The organism is Moheibacter sp. (assembly GCF_049672845.1).
In the GTDB taxonomy this organism is placed as follows: Bacteria; Bacteroidota; Bacteroidia; order Flavobacteriales; family Weeksellaceae; genus Moheibacter.
The window spans coordinates 32,316-58,053 of sequence record NZ_JBATWT010000017.1 but is presented as its reverse complement, the minus strand read 5'-3'; the positions used below and the strand labels follow the sequence as shown (position 1 = coordinate 58,053).

Annotated in this window: 26 protein-coding genes and 1 tRNA gene; 20 read left to right on the top strand and 7 right to left on the bottom strand. The window is 38.5% G+C overall.

Annotated elements, in window-relative coordinates; all coding sequences use genetic code 11:
• Positions 1-157 precede the first annotated feature (157 nt).
• A complete protein-coding gene (locus tag WBF63_RS06910) occupies positions 158-862 on the bottom strand; it encodes a Crp/Fnr family transcriptional regulator (RefSeq protein WP_424368980.1) in 705 nt (234 codons plus the stop codon).
• A gap of 75 nt (positions 863-937) precedes the next feature.
• Between WBF63_RS06910 and WBF63_RS06905 the strand changes: the two genes are divergently transcribed.
• From WBF63_RS06905 to WBF63_RS06860, 10 genes are all read left to right on the top strand, one after another.
• The gene (locus tag WBF63_RS06905; RefSeq protein ID WP_424368979.1) at positions 938-3,331 is read left to right on the top strand and encodes a heavy metal translocating P-type ATPase; all 2,394 of its coding nucleotides are present in this window, start codon (positions 938-940) and stop codon (positions 3,329-3,331) included.
• Positions 3,332-3,411: 80 nt separating this feature from the next.
• Positions 3,412-3,576 carry a cbb3-type cytochrome oxidase assembly protein CcoS gene (ccoS, locus tag WBF63_RS06900; RefSeq protein ID WP_424368978.1) on the top strand — a complete coding sequence of 55 codons (165 nt, stop codon included), beginning with the start codon at positions 3,412-3,414 and terminating at the stop codon, positions 3,574-3,576.
• A complete protein-coding gene (ccoO, locus tag WBF63_RS06895; protein WP_424368977.1) occupies positions 3,576-5,852 on the top strand; it encodes a cytochrome-c oxidase, cbb3-type subunit II in 2,277 nt (758 codons plus the stop codon). The genes ccoS and ccoO overlap by 1 nt, the downstream gene beginning before the upstream one ends.
• 2 nt (positions 5,853-5,854) lie before the next feature.
• Positions 5,855-6,043 (top strand): cbb3-type cytochrome oxidase subunit 3, encoded by a 189-nt coding sequence (locus WBF63_RS06890; protein WP_424368976.1) that lies wholly within the window; start codon positions 5,855-5,857, stop codon positions 6,041-6,043.
• A gap of 331 nt (positions 6,044-6,374) precedes the next feature.
• On the top strand, positions 6,375-7,142 hold the full coding sequence (locus WBF63_RS06885; protein ID WP_424368975.1) for a cbb3-type cytochrome c oxidase N-terminal domain-containing protein: 768 nt from the start codon (positions 6,375-6,377) through the stop codon (positions 7,140-7,142).
• Positions 7,143-7,181: 39 nt separating this feature from the next.
• Complete coding sequence (gene ccoG / locus WBF63_RS06880; protein WP_424368974.1) at positions 7,182-8,636, top strand: cytochrome c oxidase accessory protein CcoG; 1,455 nt, start codon at positions 7,182-7,184, stop codon at positions 8,634-8,636.
• 8 nt (positions 8,637-8,644) lie between these two features.
• A complete protein-coding gene (locus WBF63_RS06875; protein WP_424368973.1) occupies positions 8,645-9,094 on the top strand; it encodes a FixH family protein in 450 nt (149 codons plus the stop codon).
• Positions 9,073-9,786 (top strand): sulfite exporter TauE/SafE family protein, encoded by a 714-nt coding sequence (locus WBF63_RS06870; protein ID WP_424368972.1) that lies wholly within the window; start codon positions 9,073-9,075, stop codon positions 9,784-9,786. The genes WBF63_RS06875 and WBF63_RS06870 overlap by 22 nt, the downstream gene beginning before the upstream one ends.
• Before the next feature lie 132 nt (positions 9,787-9,918).
• A complete protein-coding gene (locus tag WBF63_RS06865) occupies positions 9,919-10,554 on the top strand; it encodes a hypothetical protein (protein ID WP_424368971.1) in 636 nt (211 codons plus the stop codon).
• 75 nt (positions 10,555-10,629) lie between these two features.
• Positions 10,630-11,145 (top strand): hypothetical protein, encoded by a 516-nt coding sequence (locus WBF63_RS06860; protein ID WP_424368970.1) that lies wholly within the window; start codon positions 10,630-10,632, stop codon positions 11,143-11,145.
• 183 nt (positions 11,146-11,328) lie between these two features.
• On the opposite strand, the gene nadE is transcribed toward WBF63_RS06860, so the two are convergent.
• Entirely contained in the window at positions 11,329-12,117 is a 789-nt protein-coding gene (gene nadE, locus WBF63_RS06855) for an NAD(+) synthase (protein WP_424368969.1), read from the bottom strand.
• Between the two features lie 127 nt (positions 12,118-12,244).
• Here nadE and WBF63_RS06850 point away from each other — a divergent pair, with 127 nt between their 5' ends.
• A complete protein-coding gene (locus WBF63_RS06850) occupies positions 12,245-13,282 on the top strand; it encodes a gliding motility protein, GldB (protein ID WP_424368968.1) in 1,038 nt (345 codons plus the stop codon).
• Between the two features lie 51 nt (positions 13,283-13,333).
• Positions 13,334-13,666, top strand: a complete 333-nt coding sequence (gene gldC / locus WBF63_RS06845) for a gliding motility protein GldC (protein ID WP_424368967.1) — start codon at positions 13,334-13,336, stop codon at positions 13,664-13,666.
• Positions 13,667-13,718: 52 nt separating this feature from the next.
• On the opposite strand, the gene WBF63_RS06840 is transcribed toward gldC, so the two are convergent.
• On the bottom strand, positions 13,719-14,600 hold the full coding sequence (locus tag WBF63_RS06840) for an amino acid--tRNA ligase-related protein (protein WP_424368966.1): 882 nt from the start codon (positions 14,598-14,600) through the stop codon (positions 13,719-13,721).
• 355 nt (positions 14,601-14,955) lie between these two features.
• Positions 14,956-16,563, bottom strand: a complete 1,608-nt coding sequence (gene pckA, locus WBF63_RS06835; protein WP_424368965.1) for a phosphoenolpyruvate carboxykinase (ATP) — start codon at positions 16,561-16,563, stop codon at positions 14,956-14,958.
• 297 nt (positions 16,564-16,860) lie between these two features.
• Here pckA and WBF63_RS06830 point away from each other — a divergent pair, with 297 nt between their 5' ends.
• The 6 genes from WBF63_RS06830 (at position 16,861) to pheS (ending at position 22,159) form a co-directional block, all read left to right on the top strand.
• Positions 16,861-17,097, top strand: a complete 237-nt coding sequence (locus WBF63_RS06830) for an acyl carrier protein (protein ID WP_182042247.1) — start codon at positions 16,861-16,863, stop codon at positions 17,095-17,097.
• 23 nt (positions 17,098-17,120) lie between these two features.
• Positions 17,121-18,368, top strand: a complete 1,248-nt coding sequence (fabF, locus tag WBF63_RS06825; protein WP_424368964.1) for a beta-ketoacyl-ACP synthase II — start codon at positions 17,121-17,123, stop codon at positions 18,366-18,368.
• 6 nt (positions 18,369-18,374) lie between these two features.
• The gene (locus WBF63_RS06820; protein ID WP_424368963.1) at positions 18,375-19,136 is read left to right on the top strand and encodes a ribonuclease III family protein; all 762 of its coding nucleotides are present in this window, start codon (positions 18,375-18,377) and stop codon (positions 19,134-19,136) included.
• Positions 19,137-19,592: an IPExxxVDY family protein gene (locus tag WBF63_RS06815; RefSeq protein ID WP_424368962.1), complete on the top strand. Its 456-nt coding sequence runs from the start codon at positions 19,137-19,139 to the stop codon at positions 19,590-19,592.
• Between the two features lie 10 nt (positions 19,593-19,602).
• Entirely contained in the window at positions 19,603-21,045 is a 1,443-nt protein-coding gene (gene pyk / locus WBF63_RS06810) for a pyruvate kinase (protein WP_424368961.1), read from the top strand.
• A 97-nt stretch (positions 21,046-21,142) separates the two neighbouring features.
• Positions 21,143-22,159, top strand: coding sequence for a phenylalanine--tRNA ligase subunit alpha (pheS, locus tag WBF63_RS06805; RefSeq protein ID WP_424368960.1), 1,017 nt, complete (start codon positions 21,143-21,145; stop codon positions 22,157-22,159).
• Here pheS and WBF63_RS06800 read toward each other — a convergent pair.
• The gene (locus WBF63_RS06800) at positions 22,151-23,212 is read right to left on the bottom strand and encodes an ABC transporter substrate-binding protein (protein WP_424368959.1); all 1,062 of its coding nucleotides are present in this window, start codon (positions 23,210-23,212) and stop codon (positions 22,151-22,153) included. The two genes, pheS and WBF63_RS06800, sit on opposite strands and share 9 nt — an antisense overlap.
• Positions 23,213-23,275: 63 nt before the next feature.
• Between WBF63_RS06800 and WBF63_RS06795 the strand changes: the two genes are divergently transcribed.
• Positions 23,276-23,349, top strand: a tRNA-Arg gene (locus tag WBF63_RS06795).
• 121 nt (positions 23,350-23,470) lie between these two features.
• On the opposite strand, the gene WBF63_RS06790 is transcribed toward WBF63_RS06795, so the two are convergent.
• A complete protein-coding gene (locus WBF63_RS06790) occupies positions 23,471-23,662 on the bottom strand; it encodes a cold-shock protein (protein ID WP_424368958.1) in 192 nt (63 codons plus the stop codon).
• A 19-nt stretch (positions 23,663-23,681) separates the two neighbouring features.
• On the bottom strand, positions 23,682-24,113 hold the full coding sequence (locus WBF63_RS06785) for a cold-shock protein (RefSeq protein ID WP_424368957.1): 432 nt from the start codon (positions 24,111-24,113) through the stop codon (positions 23,682-23,684).
• A gap of 518 nt (positions 24,114-24,631) precedes the next feature.
• On the opposite strand from WBF63_RS06785, the gene WBF63_RS06780 reads away from it, so the two are divergent.
• Positions 24,632-25,690, top strand: coding sequence for a 3-oxoacyl-ACP synthase III family protein (locus WBF63_RS06780; protein WP_424368956.1), 1,059 nt, complete (start codon positions 24,632-24,634; stop codon positions 25,688-25,690).
• The last annotated feature ends 48 nt before the right edge of the window (positions 25,691-25,738 follow it).

Sequence of the window (25,738 nt, the reverse complement as noted above, 5' to 3'; positions counted from 1 at the left end):
CTGATGAATAAAATTGTTGGTCTTGAATTGAATCGAAATGGATTTGTAGGGAATAAATCAATCTTCCAAAAAAAATAGGAAAAGAAATAAAATGATTAAAAGGCTTAATCCTATTATTGAAAATATTTTCAAATCAACTCATTTCTAAATTTCGAAATCAATTCACGTGCCCCAGTTTTACCAATTTAGCGTGGTCCAGGATTTTGATTTTTCTACCTTCGACTTCGATTAAATTATCTGTTTTGAATTCTGAAATCAATCGGATAGCAGATTCAGTGGCAGTTCCGATGAGGTTGGCCATTTCTTCGCGGGTAAGTGAAATCTTGATAAACCCGTCTTTGTCGGTTCCTAATTTTTTTTCGAGTAAAACCAGAACTTCCGCCAAACGTTCCCGAACGGTTTTCTGTGCCAGGAAAGTAATGGTTTGGGCGGATTCGCCTAAATCTTCAGAAATTCTTCTCAGGATGTCAAATGCCAGTTTCGGATGGAATTCCAGTACTTTCAAAAAGAATTTCTCTGGAATGAAGCAAGCTTCGGTGTCTTCCATTGCAGTTGCCGAAGCGCCATAAGGTTGTTTGGATAAAATAGAACGATAACCGATGATGTCTCCCGATTTTGTAAAACGCAGAATCTGCTCTTTTCCGTTAAAACCGAGTTTGAACATTTTAGCCGTACCTTTGTCGAGGTAGTAAATTCCTTTGGGAGTGGCCCCTTCTTCAATGATGGATTCGCCCTTTTTGTACGAAATGATTTTCTTTTCGTGACTTAATTCGGCCAATTCTTCTTTTGAGAAATGTTGAAGAATTTCAGGGTTTTCAAACAAGGTACAGATGTTGGTGACGTTTTCTAATATATCGGACATAATTAATAAGAATGACTTAAATCACGTCAAATTTACATCAAATCACTTGAATTAGAAAGTAATTTTGCAAATTGTATGGCGGACAATTGTTTTCACTGTGGACAAAAGCTTGAAGCCGAAGAAATCCTCTTCGACCAGAAGCAATTTTGCTGCCTTGGATGCAAGACGGTTTATGAGATTCTAAACCTAAACGGATTGGAAGATTTCTATGCGATGAACCGTGATGCAGGCGTACGTCCGGACGATAAGGCGAATCGGCATTTTGAATTTCTGGACACACCCGAAATCTTTGAAAAAGTCGTGGATTTTTCTGATGACGGAACCACACTTGTAACTTTTCATATTCCGGTGATTCACTGTACATCATGTGTATGGTTACTTGAGAGTTTACACGAAATCCATCCAACAATTAATTATTCGACCGTTCATTTTTCGCAGAAAGATGTTCAGGTTTCGTTTAAAGACCAGGAAATTAAATTGAGTGAAGTGGCGAGATTGCTGACCCAGCTCGGCTATAAACCGACCGTAAATCTACAATCGCTGAACAAAAAACAAGACGGACACGACCGCACGCTTTTGTTGAAAATTGGTGTGGCGGGATTTTGTTTTGGAAATATAATGTTGCTGGCTTTCCCGGAATATTCACTTCCTTTTTCAAATAACAGCCCCGAAGCCTGGCTGGAAGGCAATAAGGAATTTTTCCGTTGGGGAATGTTTCTGCTTTCACTGCCTGTAATGTTTTTCTCAGCCACCGATTATTTCAAATCGGCCTGGCAGGGAATCAAAAACAAATTTATCAATATAGATGTTCCGATTGCGATTGGGTTCTGGGTTTTATTTCTCAGAAGTACTTACGACGTAATTTTTGATTTAAGTCCGGGATTTTTTGACAGTATTGCGGCGCTCGCATTTTTTATGCTGATTGGGAAATGGTTTCAGCAGCGAACTTATAAAGCTTTGGCTTTTGATCGTGATTATAAATCATTTTACCCGATTGCGGTAGTCAAAATCAAAGACGGAATAGAAGAGCCTTCTTTGCTTTCTGATTTGAAAGTGGGCGACAGAATTTTAATCCGAAACGAAGAAATCATTCCGGCTGACGCGGTTTTAATTCGTGGCGAAGCGATGATTGACAATAGTTTTGTGACCGGTGAGTCCAAACTGATTCGTAAAAATCCGGGCGATAAAATTTTTGCTGGCGGTAAGCAATCCGGCTCTGTGATTGAACTTGAAATGATCAAAAATGTCAATCAGAGTTACCTCACGCAACTTTGGAACAACGAAGCTTTTCAAAAAGCAGATTCCGGGTTGAACCGACTTACCAACAGCATCAGCCGCTATTTTGTGATCACCATACTTTTTATTGCGCTGGCATCGGCCGTTTTCTGGTATTTTTATGATTCTACCCAGATTATGCAGGTTGTGACGGCGATTTTGATTATTACTTGTCCCTGTGCGCTGGCATTGTCTTCTCCGTTTATTTTAGGCAACGTAATGCGGATTTTGGGCGAGAAAAAATTCTACATTAAAAGCACTTCGGTGATTGAATCCATGGCCAAAACGAACGAAATTGTTTTTGACAAAACCGGAACCATTACGGAAAATCAGAGTGCTGAAGTGAAATATTCGGGAGAAGAATTAAATGTGAATGAATTAAGCGAAATAAAATCAGTTCTGAAGAATTCAAACCATCCGTTGAGTCGTATTTTGTATGAAAAATTGAGAACCAACCAACTGATTTCGGTTCAGCATTATGAAGAAATTTTTGGAAAAGGACAGATTGCTTCTGTCAATGGAAAGGAAATTAAGATTGGTTCCAAATCCTTTGTGGGAGCGACAGATATAACGCCTGTCAATCAGACGCAGGTTTATATTTCCGCTGATGGAAAAATCAAAGGCAAATATGAATTTCAGAATTTATACAGAAAAGGTCTTGAAAATCTGATTGAAAAATTGGACGAATATGGTTTGTCGATTTTGTCGGGCGATAATGATTCGGAGTTAGCGAAACTAAAAACAATTTTCCCGGAGCGAACAAATTTTCATTTCAATCAGTCACCTGAAGATAAATTGTTGTTTATTGAAAAATTACAGTCACAAGAAAAAGAGGTTTTGATGCTCGGTGATGGTCTGAACGATTCGGGTGCATTGAAGCAAAGTGATACAGGGATTGTGATATCTGAGGACATCAATAACTTTTCGCCTTCCTGCGATGCGATTTTGGATTCTAAAAATTTTGCATTTCTGCCTGAATTTTTACGCTTTTCAAAACTTTCCATTAAACTTATTTGGACTGCCTTTTTGATCAGTTTTTTGTATAATATTGTAGGTTTGGCGTTTGCGATTTCAGGGAATCTGGAACCTGTGGTAGCCGCTATTTTGATGCCCATTAGCTCCATTTCGGTTGTTATTTTTGCAACGTTAAGTACAAGGCTTTCCGCGAAAATGATATTCAAGAATTTAGAATGAGTATAAATTACTTCGTAAACCTAACCCTGTGACCAAAATCATTACAATTTTAGCGTTGCTATTGTACATTTGTAGGCGCTATGGGGATAGTGATTTTAATGGTGATGGCAAGTGTCTCTTTGGCTGCAGTATTTTTAGGATTATTTTTACTGGGCGCCAAAAAGGGGCAATTTGACGAAGACGAATCTCCCGCAGTGAGAATGCTCAAAGATGATAAAAAAGTTAAAGACAAAATTGATTCATAATGCAAATGCAAACGTTTAAATACGATAACAGAATCGTAAAGTATTTCCTTTATGCCACTATTTTTTGGGCTGTGATGGCCTTTACATTTGGTGTCTTGGTTGCAACCTTAAAGTTTTTCCCGGAACTTCCGGATTATATTTTTGGGTCAGACGACCCGAGGATCGGGGGGAGTATTGACGGACTTGCCGCGACCAACGGTATGATGGGGTTTGGGCGTTTAAGGATGATCCACACTACGTTTGCGGTTTTTGCTTTCGTGGGTAACGGATTCTTTGCCGGAGCTTATTATTCCATGCAGAGATTGCTAAAAACCCGTATGGGAAGCGACCTGATGAGCTGGACGCACTTTTGGAGCTGGCAGCTTTTCATCTTTTTGTCTTTGGTTACTTTCCTTTTGGGATTCAATACTTCAAAAGAATATGCTGAGCACGAATGGCCTTTGGATATTTTGATTACGATTTCCTGGGTGATTTTCGGTGCCAATATGCTGAGAACGATTTACAGAAGAAGAGTTCGTCACTTGTATGTGGCTATTTGGTTCTACCTGGGGACCTGGACAGCTGTGGCGATGCTTCATATATTCAACAATCTTGAGTTGCCGGTAACCTGGAGTCTGACAGCAGCGAAAAGTTATTCGCTGTATGCAGGTGTTCAGGATGCATTGGTTCAGTGGTGGTATGGACATAACGCGGTTGCCTTTGTGTTGACCACGCCGATTCTTGGGTTAATGTATTATTTCGTTCCGAAAGCAGCAAACCGTCCGGTTTTTTCTTATAAATTATCGATTATTCACTTCTGGTCTTTGATTTTTATCTATATCTGGGCCGGTCCTCACCATTTATTATATACTTCGCTTCCGGCTTGGGTACAGGCAGTAGGAACGGGTTTTTCCATTATGCTGATTGCTCCTTCTTGGGGTGGTATGCTTAATGGATTACTTACGCTGCGTGGTGCATGGGACAAAGTGAGAGAAGAACCGGTGCTTAAATTCTTTGTGGTAGCAATCACTTGTTATGGTATGGCGACTTTTGAAGGGCCAATGCTGGCTACTAAGACCTTAAACAAAATTGGTCACTTTACCGATTGGGTTCCTGCACACGTTCACGTAGGTACTTTGGGGTGGAATGGATTTATCATTTTTGGTATGATTTATTGGTTGATTCCAAAAATGTTCAACACCAAACTTGCATCCAATAAAATGGCCAATGCTCACTTCTGGATTGGTACAATGGGTATCCTTTTCTGGGTAATTCCAATGTATGTTGCAGGGTGGACACAAGGTTTGATGTGGCAACAATTTAACGAAGACGGAACTTTGAAATACGGAAACTTCCTTCAAACCGTAACTATTTTGAAAGACTGGTTATATCCGATGCGTGCCTTTGGTGGAACTCTATATCTGATAGGGTCAATCATGCTGGTTATCAATGTTTGGAAAACAGTTAGAAAAGGAAAATATATTCCGAACGAAGAAGCGGAAGCTCCTGCACTTGCTAAAATCAGCAATGCACGTAAAAAAGGAGAAGGAGCACATACTTGGTTGGAAAGAATGCCTACTTTATTGACTGTATTGTCTTTCGTAGCAGTAGCCATTGGAGGCGCAGTCGAAATCATTCCAACGATAGTTGTGAAATCAAATGTTCCGACCATAGCTTCGGTAACACCCTATACACCGCTTGAACTGGAAGGTAGAGATTTGTACATACGGGAAGGATGTAATGCTTGTCACACGCAGATGATTCGTCCGTTCAGGGATGAAGTGAAGCGTTACGGCGAATATTCCAAACCGGGAGAGTATGTTTACCATCACCCATTCCTTTGGGGATCACAGCGTTCGGGTCCGGATTTGCACCGTCAGGGTGGAAGAAACCCAGATGCATGGCATTACAAACACATGTGGGATCCGCGTGATACTTCTCCGGGCTCCATTATGCCTAGATATCCTTGGTTAATTACCAATAAACTTGACCGCAGTTTAACGGATGCCAAATTGAAGACAATGGTTAAGCTGGGCGTTCCTTATGAAGAAGAAGATTTTGACAGTATGACTGTTTCTATGGACAGACAAGCCATTGCAATCGAGAAAAGTATTTTTGATGCAGATGTCAAATTGAAAGAGAGATATGAGCGTGAAGCCCAAGAAAAAGGAGAAGCGTTTGTGCCATTAAGAGACCGCGAGATTACAGCGCTGATTGCCTATTTGCAAAGATTGGGTACAGATATTTCAACGGAACAAACCGAAACTACATCCATTATAGGTGTAGGAAATGAATAAGTATGTTAAAATATTTTAAAGACGCTTTTACCAATTACGAAAACGCAGGCATTCTGCAAACACTGTCATTGCTGCTATTTGTAATTTTCTTTCTGGGATTGATATATTTTATATGGAAAAGACCGAAAGAATATTATAAAGATGACGCAAATCGTCCGCTGGATGACGACGAGATAGATAAGACTAAATAAGAATAAATCAGATCCTATGGATTTGAACAGTAAAAATACAAGAACTATGAGACAACGTACGCCAGGTTATATTCTGATTCCCTCTGTTATGATTTTCATAATCGGAACGTTAATGATGGTTACACCAGTAAACTTTGATATGGAGCCTGGGATTTTGGGCTTTTTCTCAAACACCTGGAATCAATTCATCAATACCATGTCAAGCTGGATTCCACTGGCAATTACGGTTATTTCTCTTATCATGATTCTTATTATAAATGCTATCAATCAAGTAGTAGAGAGCCAACGATTCAAGAAACTCTCATCTGAACAGCAGCAGAATTATCTGGTAATGTCCAAACAGAACTATTTCAAAAGACTTTTGAAAAGTGGACGTGAACGCCAATCTGATGAAGAGGAGGAAGCCATCATACTTGACCATGGTTTTGACGGTATCAAAGAACTTGACAACGCACTTCCGCAGTGGTGGCTTGCAATGTTCTACATGGGTATTGTATTTATGGTAGTATATTTATTGGCATTTAGTTTTACAGATTTTGCGCATCCCGAAGTAGAGTATGAAGAATTCAACACTAAAGAACAAGCCAGAGTTGATAAATGGATTGAAGAAAATGACATCACCATGGCAGAAGCCACAAATAAATATTTGGATGCCCAGGCAATAGCCGAAGGAAAGAAAACATTTGAAACTATTTGTGCAACATGTCACAGAGCAGACGGTGGTGGAGGTATAGGGCCGAACTTAACGGATGACAATTGGATTAACAAAACACAAGACAGTCTTTTCTATAATATATATGATATAATATTTAATGGTAGCCCAACCAATGCACAGATGCGAGCCTTTGGACAAAGAGGTGAGCTGACCGGGCTGGCGATTGAAAAGGTTGCATCCTATGTTTACTATCTTAATCAGGAGGAACCAACAATTGGTGTAAATGAAGGTGGTGCCGCCCCACAAGGTGATTTAATCAGTGAATGGTCACAAAGTGGAGAACAACAACCACCAATGAACCTGACTGAGCCGGAAATTCCTGCTACCACACCAACTCCGGACGTTACAACTGATTCTGCAACAGCCGGTCAGAACAATAAATAATTCCCATTTTGGTTTTGAAATGGGATCGAAAAACTAAAAATGGACGATTCTCAAATCAAAGATCAGGATCTCGCTAAACTTTCAGAAGAGGAAGAAGCGTTTAGATCTAGTATTGTAACAATGGATAGAAAAGGAAAACGCAAGTGGGTGTTTCCTAAAAAACCATCAGGAAGATTTACAGTTTACAGGACTTGGGTTGCCTATATTTTATTGGCCTTTCTGGTTGTGGCTCCTTTTGTGAAATTACCCAACGGAAATCCTATATTCTTATTCAATATCCCCAAAGGAGAATTCATCATTTTCGGATTCCCGTTCTTTACTTCCGACTTCTTTTTGCTCGCCATAGGGATGATTACAACCATCGTTTTCATTGTATTGTTTACAGTTGTTTATGGAAGAATTTTTTGCGGATGGATTTGTCCTCAAACCATATTCATGGAACATGTTTTCAGAAGAATTGAATACTGGATTGAAGGTGACCGACCCAAACAGATGAAACTTGCCAAACAAGATTGGGACGAAGAAAAAATCAGAAAGCGCCTTTTGAAATGGACCGTCTTTACACTGATTTCTTTTTTCATTGCCAATATATTTCTAGCTTACATCATTGGTTCAGATGCATTGTTTGATTTGGTAAAAGAAGGACCTGCCAACAATATGAGTACATTTATAGGACTCATTATCTTTACAGGACTTTTCTATTTCATATTTGCTTGGTTCAGAGAACAAGTCTGTACATTGGTTTGCCCATACGGGAGATTGCAAGGGGTTTTGATTGACAAAAAAACAATCATTGTCGCCTACGATTTCAAACGTGGTGAATCAACTGCAGGGCGTGCGAAATTCCGAAAAGGAGAAGACAGAAAAGCGCTTGGAAAAGGCGACTGTATCGACTGTAAACAATGTGTAGTGGTTTGTCCGACCGGAATCGACATCAGAAACGGAACCCAACTGGAATGTGTGAATTGTACAGCCTGTATCGATGCTTGTGACGAAGTAATGGAGAAAATTAACCTCCCGAAAGGACTCATCCGTTATGCTTCTGAAGAGAACATTGAAACAGGTAAGAAATTCAAATTTACCGGTAGGATGCTGGCTTACACACTCGTATTAATCGGAATGATTTTGTCGATTAATGCATTCCTTTTCAGTAGAAATGATGTGGAAGTTAAATTCCTTCACGTTCCCGGACGAAATTATAAAATCGAAGGTCAGAATATTTCAAACGTTTATCAGTACACACTTTATAACAAAACCAACGGAGATTTGGATATCAGATTCGAAATCCAGTCCCACGAAAACGGCTCGATCCGTATCCTTGACGGACCCAATGACATAAAGCTTACAAAAGGAAATGTTCAACAAGGCGTGGTTGAAGTAAGAATTCCCATGAACGACATCAGTTCTTACAAAGAACCTGTTGTGATGATTGCAGTAGATGAAGACGGGAATTTACTCGACGAATATTTAACAAGTTTTTCAGCTCCTTATTAGAAAGAATTATGGCGAAATTTAAATTTACATGGCTGCACGGATTGATGATTGCACTGGGCTGTTTCATTATTTTCATATCATCACTTGTCTTTTTTGCCGGTAACATGGGCGAAATGGTAGAGGATAATTATTACGACAAAACAGTTCATTATCAGGATGACATAAACGCTGCAAAAAGGACCAATAATTTGGCGCAAAAGCCGGAACTAATTCAACAAGCCAACGGCTATCTGATCCGTTTTTACCAAGAACCACAAAGTGGTGAAATTCTTTTTTTGCGTTCCAACAACAGTGATGAAGATATTTTGCAACCGCTGGATCTGAATTCAAGAAAGGAACAGCTGGTGCATGCTACAAAACTTAAAGACGGTGAATATGAAGTTTCCATCCGATGGAAAGAAAATGGAGAAGATTATCTCCTTAAAAAGACAGTGAATTGGAAAACTCCCTCCTCATAATCGCATTGATGCTCGGGCTCGCTTCGAGCCTGCACTGTGTGGGAATGTGCGGCCCGATTGCCTTTTCACTCGGACTAAACCCCGAAAACAAATTTGATTTTACCTTTAGGAATCTTACCTATCAGTTTGGGCGTGTTACCACTTATGGTTTGTTGGGCGCTATTCTGGGAATAGTAGGATACAGTATTTCATTTGCCGGATTTCAAAACCCATTGAGCATCGCCGTGGGAATCCTGATGATCCTACTGGCTGTTTTGCCCAAAAATCTGGGAGCAGCAAACTTAGGTATGAATTCTTTTGCCCGGATTATGTATAAAATCAAATCGGGACTTGGGAAATTTCTCAGGAAAAAGAATTATTCCTCGCTTTATATCACCGGTCTTTTAAACGGATTGCTTCCATGCGGAGCAGTTTATGCGGCGCTGACGGGTTCCATGGCGATGGGAAGCATCGGCGGTGGCGCTGTTTTCATGATTTGTTTTGGATTGGGAACAATTCCGCTCATGTTTGCATCCGTTCTTGCCGGAAATGTGGTAAGTCTGCAAACCCGACAAAAAATCCTGAAATTTTTACCTTATCTGATGGTTTTACTTGGAATTCTTTTTATTCTGAGAGGATTAAACCTAAATATTCCTTATATTTCTCCTACGCTGGAGAGTTTACAGCTAAACGGAGAAGGCCATGAGCATTAACTATTTTTTCCACCTGAAGCTACAAAATATTTAGATTCCGGTAGCGGAAAGAGGTTGTGGTAATAATTTTAGTATAATTGTCGAAATATATTTATTGAATTATAGTCTGTGTAACACAAGATTAAAAAAGAAATGAACACAAAAATTTTCAGTATAAAATTAAATAGTTTCTTATTTATCTTATCTCTTTCTATGTTCATAAGCTGTAAAGTACATAAAATTAGTGATGAGTCTAAAGAATGGCAACCCTATAAGAAAAAAGATATCTTGATCTTTAAGTCTTCAAAGGGAGAATTTGATACGATTTGGATAAAAAAAGTTTCATTTGAGACTGCTGTTAATGACAATCTATCCTTTAATCCAAACAGATTTCAAACTCTAAGTGTAACAGGGGAAATCTCCCTTCAGAGACCTTATCCTTTGCAAAGAGGATTACCTATACGAAGAACTTTTATCAATATGCTTTCTATCTATGCGAACGATCCAGATTATTTATCTTTAGATTTTACCAAGAGATTGGATACACTTAGATATTCTCCTACACGAGTATCAATAGATGAGTTAAGTAAATTAGAAGTGGAATCTCCACGCTTCAAGCACAATTCTTTTGAAATAAAATCCGAGAGTTCACCCGTAAATCCAAATCTAATCTACTTAACTAAGTATTGGTGGAGTAAAGAATATGGGTATGTACGCTATGAGTTTAGCAATGGGTATTATTGGGAATTACAGCAGTTTATAAGAGATGGGAAAAATATTTTACCCTAATAAAGGGTAACGCACTTAACATGTGATACTATAAGTAAAAGAAAAATAGAATTGAACAAATTTTATAATAAGATAATGAAAATTGTAGATAAGCTACTTTTAGTAATTACTTTCCTTCTGAGTTCCTTCGTGTTTTCGCAGAAGTCATATTCAAACATTGAATTAAATAATGAATCCTTTAGGAAAGAATTGAAATTATTTATTGATGAAATAGAAGAAAAATATTCCAAATTATTTAAAACAGAGAAAGTAATAAGCATTAATATTAAGAAGAATGAAAAGAATTCTTCATTAAATATTACTGTTTCATATGGATTGCTTTCAAATTTTAAAAATTTCAAAGGCATATTAGATATGGATTATAAAGGAGCAATTATATTGATTAGTTCAGAAAAAAAATATATCAATAACTTTTTGTATGAAAAATATCCCGTAAGTTTTAGTGAAAAACAAATTTCTCCTTTCGAGATACAGTATACCATAAATGGTCTTGAACTAAAATATGTTGCTACAACGTTCCCAGCATTTGACAATTATTACACTTATGAATTAAAAGGAGGAATTTATAAACTTGTAAATAAGAAATATTAAGATTTCCACAGCTGGCGCTCGTTTAAGTGAAGCAGAAACGAGTGTCTGAAATTCAAAAGCCTTTGTAATGCATAACCCTTATTTTTAACCGCAAAGAACGTAAAGTGATAAACTCAGTACTCACCGTGATCTCTGTGGTAAAATCACCACACATCGTTAAAGCATAGAAATCGTCGCTAAAACCTACTTCCATTCCTCTGGAATTTCACAAATCGGAATCGGAACCATTTTATGCAGGTTGGCTCGATGGCGTTTTTCATAAATCTCCATAACTTCCCGTTCCCTGCCTGAAAAATCTTTGGAAATCTGTCCGCGGTCTACGGCTTTCATCGCCCATTCCAGCTCATCATAACTGGCGCCGATCTGATCTTCATCGGTACGGTTATCCCCAAAAAGTCCATCGGTAGGAGCGGCTTTTTGAATTTCGTAATTGATGCCTAAAAATTCGGCAATTTCATAAACTTCCGATTTCATCAAATCCGCAATCGGGCTGATGTCCACGCCGCCGTCGCCGTATTTGGTGAAAAATCCCACTCCGAAATCTTCCACTTTGTTGCCGGTTCCTGCCACGATGTAACCATATAATCCGGCATAATAATAAAGTGTAGTCATCCGAAGTCGCGCTCTGGTGTTGGCAAGAGATAAATTATAGGCATATTCATTGTCCGACTTTTCCGCCACCGAAACAAATTCATCATAAACCGTCGTCAGATTGACGGATTTTCCTTCCACATTCTCAAAATTTGATTTCAACCAGTTGATATGATTCAAAGCGCGCGTAACCTGATTTTCTGCCTGATGAATCGGCAGTTCCATGCAAAGAACCGGATAAGCCGTTTTGGCACAAAGCGTCGAAACCACTGCGGAATCAATGCCGCCCGAAATCCCCAAAACAAATCCTTTTTGTCCTGAATTTTTCAGGTAATCGCTCAACCAGTTGACAATGTGATTTATGATTTTTTCGGTCTGCATTATATCATTAAATTTGCGGTTCAAATTAATTCAAAGATAATGAAATGCCTAAAAAACAGTTCTGAATCAAATTAGAAATTTTAAGGCATTAGATTAGGCAACAAAAATAAATTTTAAAATTTTACAAATGAAAACCTCACATTGGTTCGTTTTTATTTTTTCGGTGATTCTGATTTCCTGCGGAAAGGAAAATCGTTGGGACGTAGAATTGCCACAGGAAAAAGTGGATTTGAAAATAACCGACATCAGTAAGGATTTTTTTGATCCGGCAGTTGGACTGGATGTTTTGCAATCCCGTTATCCTTTCTTTTTTGATAATTCGGTGGACAATGCTATTTGGGAAGCGCAGCGCAGAGATACTTTGGAGCTGGCAGTCTTTGATTCGGTCAATAAAAAATTCGCAGAACCGGTTTTTCAGGAAGATTTAAAAAAGCTTTTCGCCTATTACCAACATTATTTTCCAAATGAAATGTTGCCGCAAGTTTATACCTATTCGTCGGGGCTCCAAAATCTTTATGAACCGGTACTTTACGGTAAAAGAGAAGGGATGCTTTTCATTGCTTTGGACGGATTTTTGGGAAGTGAAAGTTATTGGTACAAAAGAGAAAGGGTATTTCCTTATGTAACGAAAACCATGAATCCTGAAAACATTTCACCGGCAGTTGTCCAGTCAATCGGAAGAGAAATTATTCCGTTCAATCCTCGTCAGCAGGCTTTCATTGATTTAATGGTGGATGAAGGAAAAAAACTGGTGTTGGCTGATGCTTTATTGCCCAAAACTGCTGACGAACTGAAAATCGGTTATACAAAAGAACAATTGGATTGGGCAATCGCAAACGAGGGCGATATCTGGAATTATTTCGTGGAACAAAATATGGTATTTGAAAATGATAAATCGCTTCGCGAAAGATTTTTACAACCCGGCCCCTTCTCAAAATTCTTAAATGAAATCGAAACCGAATCGCCGGGAAGAATCGGAGCTTGGATAGGTTGGCAGATTTGCCGAAAATACCTGGACGAAAATCCTGAAGTAAGTCTGCAGGAATTTATCAATCAGGATACACAGGTAATCTTCAAAGAATCCAAATACAAACCAAGAAAGGGAAGCGGAAATTATGCACCAAGCGAAACCGCTTCAAATGACGAAGTGGAGAAATATGAATAGCCTAGCCCTCTCCAAATGAGAGGAAATTTAAATATGTAAAATAAAAGAATAATGAGAAAAACACAGATAATAGTAGAAGTGGAACTGGACGAAAACCATGTTCCGGAGAAAATGACTTGGAATGCACAAGATGGAGGTATCAACAATCAGGAAACAAAAGCTGCGATGATTTCGGTTTGGGATGACAAGGAAAGAGAAGCTTTGCGAATTGATTTATGGACCAAGGAAATGCCGATGGACGATATGAAACAGTTCTATCATCAGATTTTTATTTCCATGGCCAATTCCTATCAGCGAGCAACCAATGAAGATGAAGTCGCAAACTATATAATTGAATTTGCTGAAAACTTCGCGCATCAGGCCGGAATCAAAGAAAAACCATAAAAAAAGGCGGAACGAATTCCGCCTCTGAATGTGTTAGTTAAATATGACAATGTTAAATTAATCCCGAAAGTTCGAAAGCTCTGATCATTCTGGGAACGCCCATTCCGCCGCCTGAGCGCTGGAAGAATTCAAACGAAAGGAAATCTTCCAATTCGTCTTCCACACGGCTTTTCCCGAAGAGGTCAAATAATTTTTCGGCGTATTTCCCTTCTTCAATCGAGTAAAAAGCATTTCGTTGCTCAACCGCATCACTGCTTCTTTCGGCTGAGCCAATGGTTTCAATTCCGTGCAAAAGGACATCCACTTTGTTGGCGGTTTCGCCGTTTCTTTTCATGTTCCAGAAAGGATTGGTACGTTCGGGGAAATTTTCAAGGAAGAAAACATTTCCATATTCTTCCTGAATTCTCAATTCATCTTCTGCCTCAATGGTATCGACACCATATTTTTTTGCAATGTCTTCATAGTCGGCGTGAACGAAATCTTCGGCTTTGCCAAAACCTAAATCTTCCAGCAATTCAATTTCCAGTTCAATCAGTTCTTTGATTCCGCCGTGCATTTCAAATTCGAACATGGGGAAAATCCGTTGATGCCGTCCTTTGATGGGGTTTTTTTCGTTACGATAGCTCGTTGAGACACAAAAAAAACCGGGAACTTCCGGCTTCGTCAATAATTCATACTCCAACCACATTTGGCCGGTTTGAGGGAGTGGCCAAACATTGCCGCAATATTCGTACGAAGCAATGGAATGAGGGTTTTCGCAAGCAGCCAATATACTCAAGCGGTTTTGGGTGTGAACTTCAACGAAACCTTTGCGCAAAAAAAAAGTTCTCATCTTGTTAACTACAAAAGAGAACTTCTTGGGATCAATGATTGGAACCAATGCCAAATCATTTGCTCGGGCGACTGCGCCCTGCGGAATTAATAAGTCTTGCATAATAAATTATTTGTTTTTAAAGTTTGCATAAATTGGCGCGAATTTATAGCCTCTCATTAAATCTCACAAATTTATTTTCGTAAAATTTATTAATAATTTGAATTTATTTTTAGCTAAAATCAATTGATTATCTTTAAATCAGTCTATTAGGCTGGTATTTTTGTTAATCCTGTTTCGGGAATTTTAACATAAAAAAAGAATTGTTTCAATTTGACAAACTGAAACAATTCTTCTTATGGTTTTTCTAAAAAATTCTTCGAGGCTTGCCTCGGGGTTTCCGCTTCACTTCTCCTTTGGAGAGGTCGAATCTGTTTACAACAGATTCGGGGTGAGGCAAAATAAAGAAATTCTTTATTTAGGACAACTGAGGACCGGCGGCAACTAAGCGTTCTCCTTCCGGTGTGTCGCAATATTTTTTGAAATTCTCTATGTATCGGCCGGCCAAATCTTTTGCTTTGGTTTCCCATTCGGCGGCGCTACTGTAGGTATCTCTCGGATCCAGAATTCCTTGAGAAACATTTGGAAGTTCCGTTGGGATTTCCAAATTCAGAATTGGAATTTTTGTTTTTGGTGCGTTTTCAATGGATCCATCAATGATGGCATCGATGATCGCACGAGTGTCCTTCAAAGAAATTCTTTTTCCGGTACCGTTCCAACCTGTGTTTACCAAATAAGCTTTGGCATTGTGTTCCTTCATTTTTCCAATCAAAGTTTTGGAATACATGGTTGGATGCAAAGTCAGGAAAGCCTCTCCAAATGCTGGCGAGAACGAAGGTTGAGGTTCTGTAATTCCTCTTTCGGTTCCGGCCAATTTGGAAGTATATCCACAAAGGAAATGGTATTGTGCCTGATCGTCGTCTAAAACCGAAACCGGAGGTAAAACGCCGAAAGCGTCAGCCGAAAGGTAAACGATTTTTTTGGCGTGTCCGGCTTTGGACGGCAGGACAATTTTGTTGATATGATAAATCGGATAAGAAACACGGGTGTTTTCAGTAATAGAACCATCGGTGAAATCGATTTCGCCGGTTTCTTTTACTACCACATTTTCCAGTAAAGAATCTCTTTTGATGGCGCGGTAAATGTCCGGTTCTTTTTCTTCGGAAAGGTCAATTACTTTTGCGTAGCAACCTCCTTCGAAGTTAAATACACCGTGGTCGTCCCAGCCGTGTTCGTCATCTCCGATTAAGTAACGTTTTGGGTCGGCAGACAAAGTTGTTTTTCCGGTTCCTGAAAGCCCGAAAAACAAAGCCACATCGCCTTCTTCACCTACGTTGGCAGAACAGTGCATGGAAGCAATTCCGCGAAGTGGAAGGTAATAGTTCATGATGGCAAACATTCCTTTTTTCATTTCGCCACCGTACCAGGTTCCACCGATGATCTGGATTTTTTCGGTCAGGTTAAACATGATGAAATTCTCAGAGTTCAATCCTTGTTTTTCCCAGTCCGGGTTGGTGGTTTTGGATCCGTTCATCACGATGAAGTCCGGTTCACCGAAGTTTTCCAGTTCGTAATTGGAAGGGCGAATGAACATATTGGTCACGAAATGTGCCTGCCAGGCTACTTCCATGATGAAACGTACTTTCAGCCGTGTGTCTGGATTTGTTCCGCAAAAGGCATCTACAACATATAGTTTTTTAGATTTGGATAATTGGTCCAAAACCAGATTTTTACAATGTGTAAAGATTTCGGGTGTAGTGGGTAAGTTAACTTTTCCATCCCAGTAAATGGTGTCTTTGGTTATTTCATCTTCAACTATGAAGCGGTCTTTAGGAGAACGCCCCGTGAAAACACCTGTTTTTACGGCAACTGCACCCAGTTCAGAAACGATTCCTTGTTCAAAACCGGTGTTTTTATCAGAAGTTTCGGCTTTAAAAAGTTCTTCAAAAGTCGGATTGTAAACGACTTCATGATAACCCGTGATTCCCATTTGGTGAAGCTCCTGGATTACTCTGATGTTTTTCATAACTAATTGTTTGTTGTTGTTTGTTTTTAGGTATTGCGTTTAGCGCCCAAATTTAGTCAAATATGTAGTTTTCAAATCAATAAATGTAATGATATTCATCAGAAATTTAAAGCAGAATCAATCTAAAATGAAATATTATTTGCAAAAAATAAGACTTGGAAATGCGTTCATTTGTAAGAATTATAGGAGTTTAATTTGTTTAAAACGTAGGGTTCATTATGTTTGCATGATAATTTTTCAAAACTTTAGTTAAAGTTTTATATTTTTGCCAAATCAAAAACAATTAAAACAATTATTATGTCTGACATTACATCAAGAGTAAAAGCAATCATCGTTGATAAATTAGGCGTTGATGAAAGTGAAGTAACCTTAGAAGCAAGCTTTACAAATGATTTAGGTGCTGATTCTTTGGATACAGTAGAATTAATCATGGAATTTGAAAAAGAATTTGACATTCAAATCCCGGACGATCAAGCAGAGAAAATTTCAACGGTTGGACAAGCAGTTCAATACATTGAAGATTTAAATAAATAATTCTTCACTATTTTCCAAATTTTATGGAATTAAAAAGAGTTGTAGTAACAGGTATTGGTGCGCTCACACCCATCGGTAATAATTTTCAGGAGTACTGGAACGCATTAACTGCTGGAGTTAGTGGAGCTGCACCTATAACCCTGTTTGATGCCCAATTATTCAAAACCCAATTTGCCTGCGAAGTCAAAAACTTTGATCCCGAAGATCATTTTGATCGCAAAGAAGCGCGTAAACTTGACCGTTGTGGACAATTAGGGCTTGTGGCGGCACGCGAGGCGGTTGCACACAGCGGTATCCTTGAGTCCAACGTCAACAAACAACGAGTCGGCGTAATTTGGGGTTCCGGAATTGGAGGTATCAAAACATTTGAAGAAGAGGTGAGTAATTTTGCAACCGGCAACGGAACACCTCGGTTCAATCCCTTTTTTATTCCTAAAATGATTGCCGATATCACACCGGGACATATTTCCATGGAATTTGGATTTATGGGGCCTAATTACACAACGGTTTCGGCTTGTGCTTCCTCTACCAATGCCTTGATTGATGCACTGATGCTAATCAAACTCGGTAAAGCAGATGTCATCGTGAGCGGTGGTTCAGAAGCCGCTGTCACTGCAGCTAGTATCGGAGGATTCAATGCGATGCATGCGCTATCTGTCAGAAATGACGATCCCAAAACAGCATCACGACCTTTTGACAAAGACCGTGATGGATTTGTTATGGGTGAAGGAAGCGGAAGCATCATCCTTGAAGAATACGAACATGCCAAAGCACGTGGCGCAAAAATCTATGCCGAATTCATAGGAGGCGGAATGTCTGCAGATGCGCATCACCTGACCGCACCACATCCGGAAGGATTGGGTGCATACAATGTGATGAAAAACGCATTGGAGGATGCACAGATTGGATTGGCAGACGTTGATCACATCAATATGCACGGAACTTCCACACCTTTGGGAGATATCGCTGAATCCAAAGCTGTTCAGAAACTTTTTGGTGAACATGCCTATAAAATTCAGATTAATTCGACCAAATCCATGACCGGACATTTATTGGGAGCGGCGGGCGCAATTGAAGCGGTTTCCACTGTAGGGGCTATCATGTACGATAAGGTTCCACCGACAATTAATCATTTTACAGATGACGAAAATCTAGATCCGAGACTGAACTTTACGTTCAACAAACCGGTGGAAAGAGAAGTTAGAGTAGCGATGAGTAATACATTTGGTTTTGGCGGTCATAACGCTTGCGTCGTATTTAGAAAAATCTAATATCTTATGCTCTTTTGGGAGAAAATCAAAGAAAAATTCGTCAAAAAGAATTTTAATAAAAACACGCAGGAAAATGCGGAACTTGAAGGTTTTCTAACAAAAATTACCGGGCTGAAACCGGGAAACATCGAAATTTATAAAAGAGCATTTGTCCACAGATCAGCTCAGGTAAAAGACGAAAATGGAAACGACGTCAATTTTGAAAGACTAGAATTCCTTGGTGATGCGGTTCTCGGGCTGATTATATCTGTGTTTATTTTTGAAAAAGCACCCGATAAACAGGAAGGTTATCTCACCAAAATGCGATCTAAAATCGTCTCGAGAAATCAACTCAATGGTGTAGGTAAACAAATGCAATTAGCAAAACGCCTGCATCCGGCTGGCAATCCAAATTTGGGAGAAGATATCAACGGAGATTTGGTGGAAGCTTTAATCGGAGCACTTTATATCGATAGAGGTTTTGATGCGACAGCAAATTTCATCTTTACCAAGATCATCGATCAGCACTTTGACATGGAAAAACTGGAGAAAACCATTTCCAGCTACAAAAGTCTGATTCTGGAATGGGGACAGAAAACCAAAAACAAGATCAACTTCAATACATTTGAAGAAGACAACGCAGAAGACCTGATCGTCTTTGTATCGGTTGTGCGTCTGAATGAAAAAGTAATTTCAAAGGGGCGGGGGACTTCCAAAAAGCGTGCAGAAGAAAACGCTTCAAAACGAGCGTATTATTTCTTGCAAAACAAGATGGAAAACGTTTTATAAATGGCTGTAAAAACCTTGTTGATAGATGAAGCGGAATTTATTGATTTCCGGCTTTACGGAATCTTGTCGACTTTTTCCGACGCTCCGCAGTTTGTCTATAACCTGAACCGTAGTTTTGAAACCAAATTTGCGCGTTGCACAGACATTGATGTGCTGATTCAGGAGCAAATTTCCTATTATCCGGTTTTTGAATGGGAAAATGAATTAAACGGTGTATATTATAATATCATTAAGAATGTTGCTTACACAATGAATTCCGGAGAAAATTTCGGAAATTTGTCAGCGCTTTTTGATGTGGCGCCTGCACTGATCAATCAATACAAACAATATAATTTTCTGTTGAAAGTGACAGGAGATGATTCGGAAGAATTAATTTTTACAGAAAATAATTTTATACAACTTATAACGGAACTTGATACAAGTTCAATCAAAACCATAGATCGTTTGATTTTTTAAAACAAAAAAGATGCAATATTTTAATCCTAAATACCTGAAGAAAACAAAAATCGTCGCAACACTCGGTCCGGCAACGGAAGGAGAAGAAAGGATGCGCGAAATGATGGAAAAAGGGGTGGATGTATTTCGAATTAATTTCTCCCATGCCGATTATGAAATTGTGGAGAGAAACATTGAAATCATTCACAAACTAAATGAAGAATTTGGATTCAATACCGCAATCCTGGCCGATTTACAAGGTCCAAAATTGAGAATAGGCGTGATGGAAGAAGGAGTAATTCTGGAACCCGGAGATATTTTCACATTTACAAATGAAAAAATTAAAGGAAACCGCGAAAAAGCCTATATGACCTACAAACGTTTTCCGACCGATGTGAAAGTAGGTGAGAACATATTAATTGATGACGGGAAACTTGTGTTGAAAGTTATCAGTACAAATGAAAAAGACGAAGTAAAAGCTGAAGTGATTCAGGGTGGGCCGCTTTCCTCCAAAAAAGGCGTGAACCTGCCAAATACCAAAATTTCACTTCCGGCATTAACAGAAAAAGATATTGAAGATGCAAAATTTGCTATCAGCAAAGGCGTGGATTGGATTGCATTATCCTTTGTGAGAACTTCTCAGGACGTGGAAGATTTGAAAGAATTAATTGAAGCAAACGCTGATTATAAAATTCCGATCATCGCTAAAATTGAAAAACCGGAAGCGCTCGAAAATATTGATGATATTCTGAATTCTGTTGACGGTTTGATGGTTGCACGTGGAGATCTTGGAGTGGAAATGCCAATGGAAGTCGTACCGCAAACACAAAAAATGTTGATTGCAAAAGCAAAGCTTCGCAGAATACCTATTATCGTTGCTACCCAAATGATGGAAAGCATGATCAGTAGTCTTACGCCGACCCGAGCTGAAGTAAATGATGTGGCAAACGCAGTTTTTGATGGCGCAGATGCTGTGATGCTGAGCGGCGAAACATCGGTGGGGAAATTTCCGGTTCAGGTTATTGAAACCATGACCAAAATCCTGCAAAGAGTAGAAGACTCAGATCTTATCAATGTTCCAACTCTGAAGCCCAACAATAAAAATGACCGTTTTATCACCAAAATCATTTGTTATAATGCCGCACACATGGTTAAGCTTACAGATGCAAAAGCTATTTCCACATTGACATATTCGGGTTATACAGCTTTCCAGATTTCATCATACAGGCCGCTGGCTTATATTTTGGTTTTTACGCCCAACAAAAAGATCATTCGCAGACTTAATCTGCTTTGGGGTGTAAAAGCAATGTATTATGAACCAGGAGACATCAGCACAGACGAAACCGTTATCAATGTAAATCGCGTGGCTAGAGATATCGGTTATGTGAAAGATGGTGAATATGTAATCAATCTAAATGCAATGCCTGTTTTTGAGAAAGGAATGACTAACACAGTTCGTCTGACAACTATTTAAGCGCATAAAAATAAAAAGACTTTGGCAGATTCTCATTTGTCAAAGTTTTTTGTTTCAGTTCGAATATTCTAAATTTGCAATTCTCAAACCTGATTAAATGGACCAAATCAAAAAATACATAGATGAAGCGCGTGAATTCACAGCGCAAAACCCTGCCGAACTGGAAGAATTCCGTATTAAATTCTTAAGTAAAAAAGGTATTTTAAATGATTTGTTTGCCCGTTTTAAAGAGGTTCCAAACGAACAGAAAAAAGAATTCGGACAAGTCGTAAACGAACTTAAAAACATCGTAAACGAAAAAGTTGCAACGCTTAAAGAATCATTTGAAAATATTGGGGAAATTCATTCAAAACTTGATTTGACAAGACCCGGAGAAATTCATGAATTAGGTGCGCGTCATCCCATAAACATTGTGAAAAACCGCATCATTGATATTTTTTCACGAATCGGATTTACACTATCAGACGGACCCGAAATCGAAGACGATTGGCATAACTTTACTGCACTGAATCTTCCGGAACATCATCCGGCACGCGATATGCAGGATACATTTTTCATTGAAAAAGGGCCAGATGTGGTTTTGAGAACGCATACTTCTTCGGTTCAGATTCGATACATGGAAGAAAATAAACCGCCGATGCGAATTCTTTCGCCCGGACGTGTTTATCGGAACGAAGCCATTTCTTCCCGTTCGCACATGATGTTCCATCAGATCGAAGGACTTTACATTGACAAAGATGTTTCCTTTGCCGATTTGCGCCAGACCTTGAGTTATTTTACCGAAGCCCTTTTCGGGAAATCAAAAATTCGCTTGCGTCCTTCTTATTTTCCGTTTACAGAGCCAAGCGCTGAGGTAGATGTGTATTGGGGACTGGAAACCGAAACCGATTACCGTATGACCAAAGGAACCGGTTGGTTGGAAATTATGGGATGTGGAATGGTAGATCCCAATGTGTTGAAAAACGTAAATATAGATCCGGAAGAATATACCGGTTTCGCATTTGGAATGGGAATCGAACGAATTGCTTTGTTGTTGTACCAAATCGGGGACATCCGTATGTACACCGAAAACGACATCCGCTTTTTGGAGCAGTTTAAGTCGGAGTTATTCTAACTTCTCATAAAAAACCAATTCATGTCCAGGAAATAATTCCGGATGAAAAATTGCTGCTAAATCCATTAAAACCCAATCAGGACGAGCGGTTCCTGTTTCAAAATAATCATTGGCGCCGGTAGCGGATTTTCGTTTGTTCCAATTATAAATGGCTCCGTTTTGGTAAGATTTGAACCAATTATAATTTGGATAACTTGCTAAAAGAGCGGCTTTGCTCGGGAAATCTCCGGCATTCATCCAGACATCGGCATCGTTTGCTTTTTCAAAAACCGTTTCAAAGGAAAGATTAAGCGCACCTTTACCTGAGCTCGAAGCCCAAAGGTAATTTCCGCCGGCATCTTCAAATAAACTCGCCTGAAAACTCTCTCCGGTGGGCATATACCAAACGTCGCCGTACATGTGATTGGTCAATATTTTTGGAGGATTTTTGGAAGAGTTTTTGACTTTATTTTGTATTTCAAGATAATTTTTTTCGATTTCTGAAAAAATTGTTTCTGCTTCTTTTTCTTTTCCGACCAAAATACCCATGAGCTTTATGTATTCAGCTTTCGCAAGCGGATTCAGTTCTTCATATTCGTCAATCAGCAAAACTTTGATGTTTTGTTTTTTCAGTAACTCATGGAATTTAGCCAACGTCGGACTCGAAGTGGAAATGAAAACATCGGGTTGTTGAACCAACACCCTTTCGATAAATATTTCGTTGAAAGTTCCGATGACCTCGATTTCATTTTGATTTAATTTCGAATGAATTTTTTCATTGAAAATAAAATCAGGCTGACTGATGCCTGTGATTTTATCGATTGAATTCAATTCATCCAAATACGCAATTACCGAAGTCGGAATGACCATCACTGACTTTATAGGAAGTTCCTCTTTTTTCAAAAGAATTTCATCATTTCCCGACTTAATAATCAGTGAATCCTCGTGATTTTGCCAATTCATCTGAGTGATGTAAGAAATGTTTTCGTCAGAATTGGATTTAAAATTTTGGTTATCGGTCTGTTTACAAGCGAGTAAAACCAGTAGCAGAAAAGAAAAACAATAAAATTTCATAAACGCAATTTAAGGAATTTGGTGGAAAAAGAAAGATAGTGTATATTTGCAGTCCAATTTTAAGGCCTCGTGGCGCAACTGAATAGCGCATCTGATTACGGCTCAGAAGGTTGCAGGTTTGAATCCTGCCGAGGTCACTTAGGTAAAAGAGCAATGAACTGATTGATAGTTGATTGCTCTTTTTTTGTTATAGGTAAATTTTTTACACAAAAAAGCCCCTCATAGGATGAAGGGCTTAAGTTTTTATAAAACTGAAAATTAAGCTTTTTTAACGTTTACAGCATTAAGGCCTTTTTGACCAGATTCAGTATCAAAAGTTACTTTGTCGTTTTCAGAAATTCTTTGGCTTAAAGCTGTTGAGTGTACGAAAATATCTTTCCCACCATCATCTGGCGTAATAAATCCGAATCCTTTTACTTCATTGAAAAATTTTACGGTTCCTGTTTGCATTGCATTTTGTATTTAATTGTTATATTTTTTTGAGGTTGATTGCATTGTCACCTCTCGGTGTTTTTTTCTTTTCAAAGCTTACTTTGTCTTTCATTTTGACAGGTTCTGCCACATCATTATTATGAAAAAAGACATTGTCCTTTGTTATATCATCGGTCACAAATCCATATCCTTTTTCGCTGAAAAATGTAATGACCCCTGTGTTGATTGTGGGTTCATCTGGAATAGGTCTTGCGCCTAAAAGGATGTTTTCTGGATTGATTTCTGTTTTGTCCTTTTTGTCGGGTGGACTTGAGGTCAACTGACCATTCTCGTCTACGTAGGCAAACATCTCCTCAAGGGACTGCCCTTTGTTGTTGTTGGTTTTTCGCTCTTCTCTTCGAAGCGATTTTTCTTGTTTTTTCTTGGCTTTTTTCTTAGCATTTTCTTTTTTGAAAAAAGAATCTCCCATACTTATTTTGAATTAAATTATTATTTTATTTATTGAAAATCAATTTGTTATCTTTCTTCTTCCTTGAGCGTTGATTCAATTTAAACTTGATCAAAAACGAAAGGACAAGAAAGCAATTCTTCTATTTCAGATAAAGTGAAATTTTAGCTGAAATATTTTTCCGAAAGGTTGATCTTTTTGATTTGGAAAATGCTCATAGAATTGAAAAAATTGGTTCTTTGAATCTAAAGCAACCAAAAAAGAATGAACATTTATTGATTCGATAAATATCCTACAAAGGTACGCCATTAATTTAGATAATTATCTAAATCGGTTTATAATTATTTGTAAGCAAAGTTATTAAGCCTGGAATGTTGCTTTTGAGTAGGTGTTATATTTTCTATTTAATATAAATTGTATAGACAAAGAGAAAAATGTTTGGTAATATTTAGCACAAACAAGGTAAGTATGTTGGTAATCTTATGGTACATTTACCTGATTTTCATTTGATTTTGAATGAGATAAAGCTATTATTATAAATGGGAAGTAAAATAATTGGAGTTGGAAATTACATACCTTCAGAAACGATAACGAACTTATTTTTTGACAATCATAATTTTTTGGATCAAGGTGGAGAGACCTTAAAGCAAGATAATGCTACAATTGCGCATAAATTAAGAGAGATTACGGGTATTGAAGAAAGACGATATGCGAGTCAGTATCAAGTAGCCTCGGATTTAGGATACATTGCAGCGAAAGCGGCAATTGAGGATTCGGGTATTGACCCGGAAACTTTGGACTATGTCATATTTGCTCATAATTTTGGCGATGTTTCATTTGGTACGATTCAGTCAGATGCTGTGCCCAGCCTGGCTTCGCGAATAAAGCAGCTTTTACAGATAAAAAATAATTTCTGTGTAGCATATGATATTTTGTTTGGTTGTCCTGGCTGGATTGAAGCTATGATTCAGGCAAATGCTTTTATCAAATCGGGAATAGCGAAAAGATGTTTGGTGGTTGGTGCTGAAACTTTGTCACGAGTGGTGGATATTCATGACAGAGACAGCATGATTTATGCCGATGGTGCGGGAGCCGCAATTTTAGAGATCAGCACAGATGATTCCGGTATCCAATCACATATTTCTGCTTCTTATACTCTACACGAAAAGGACTATTTATATTTCGGTAAATCTTATAATAATGAAAGTAGTGCAGATGTAAAATACATCAAAATGAATGGAAGAAAAATCTACGAATTTGCGCTTTTGAATGTTCCTGACGCAATGAAAAAATGTTTGGATGAAAGTGGATATTCTATTCAACAGCTCAACAAAATAATTATCCACCAGGCAAATGAAAAAATGGATGAAGCTATTGTAAATAGATTTTATCAACTATATGATGTTCCTGTGCCTGAAAACATTATGCCGATGGTCATTCAAAAATTGGGAAATAGTAGTGTCGCAACCATTCCTTCGCTACTCACTATGATTTTAAAAGGAGATTTAGCAGACCACAAAATTCAGGTAAATGATGTAGTTCTGTTTGCTTCTGTCGGTGCCGGAATGAACATTAATGCTTTTGTCTATAAGTTTTAATTCAGAAATGCAAAAAACGCTTAAGCATGCTTAAGCGTTTTTTGCAAA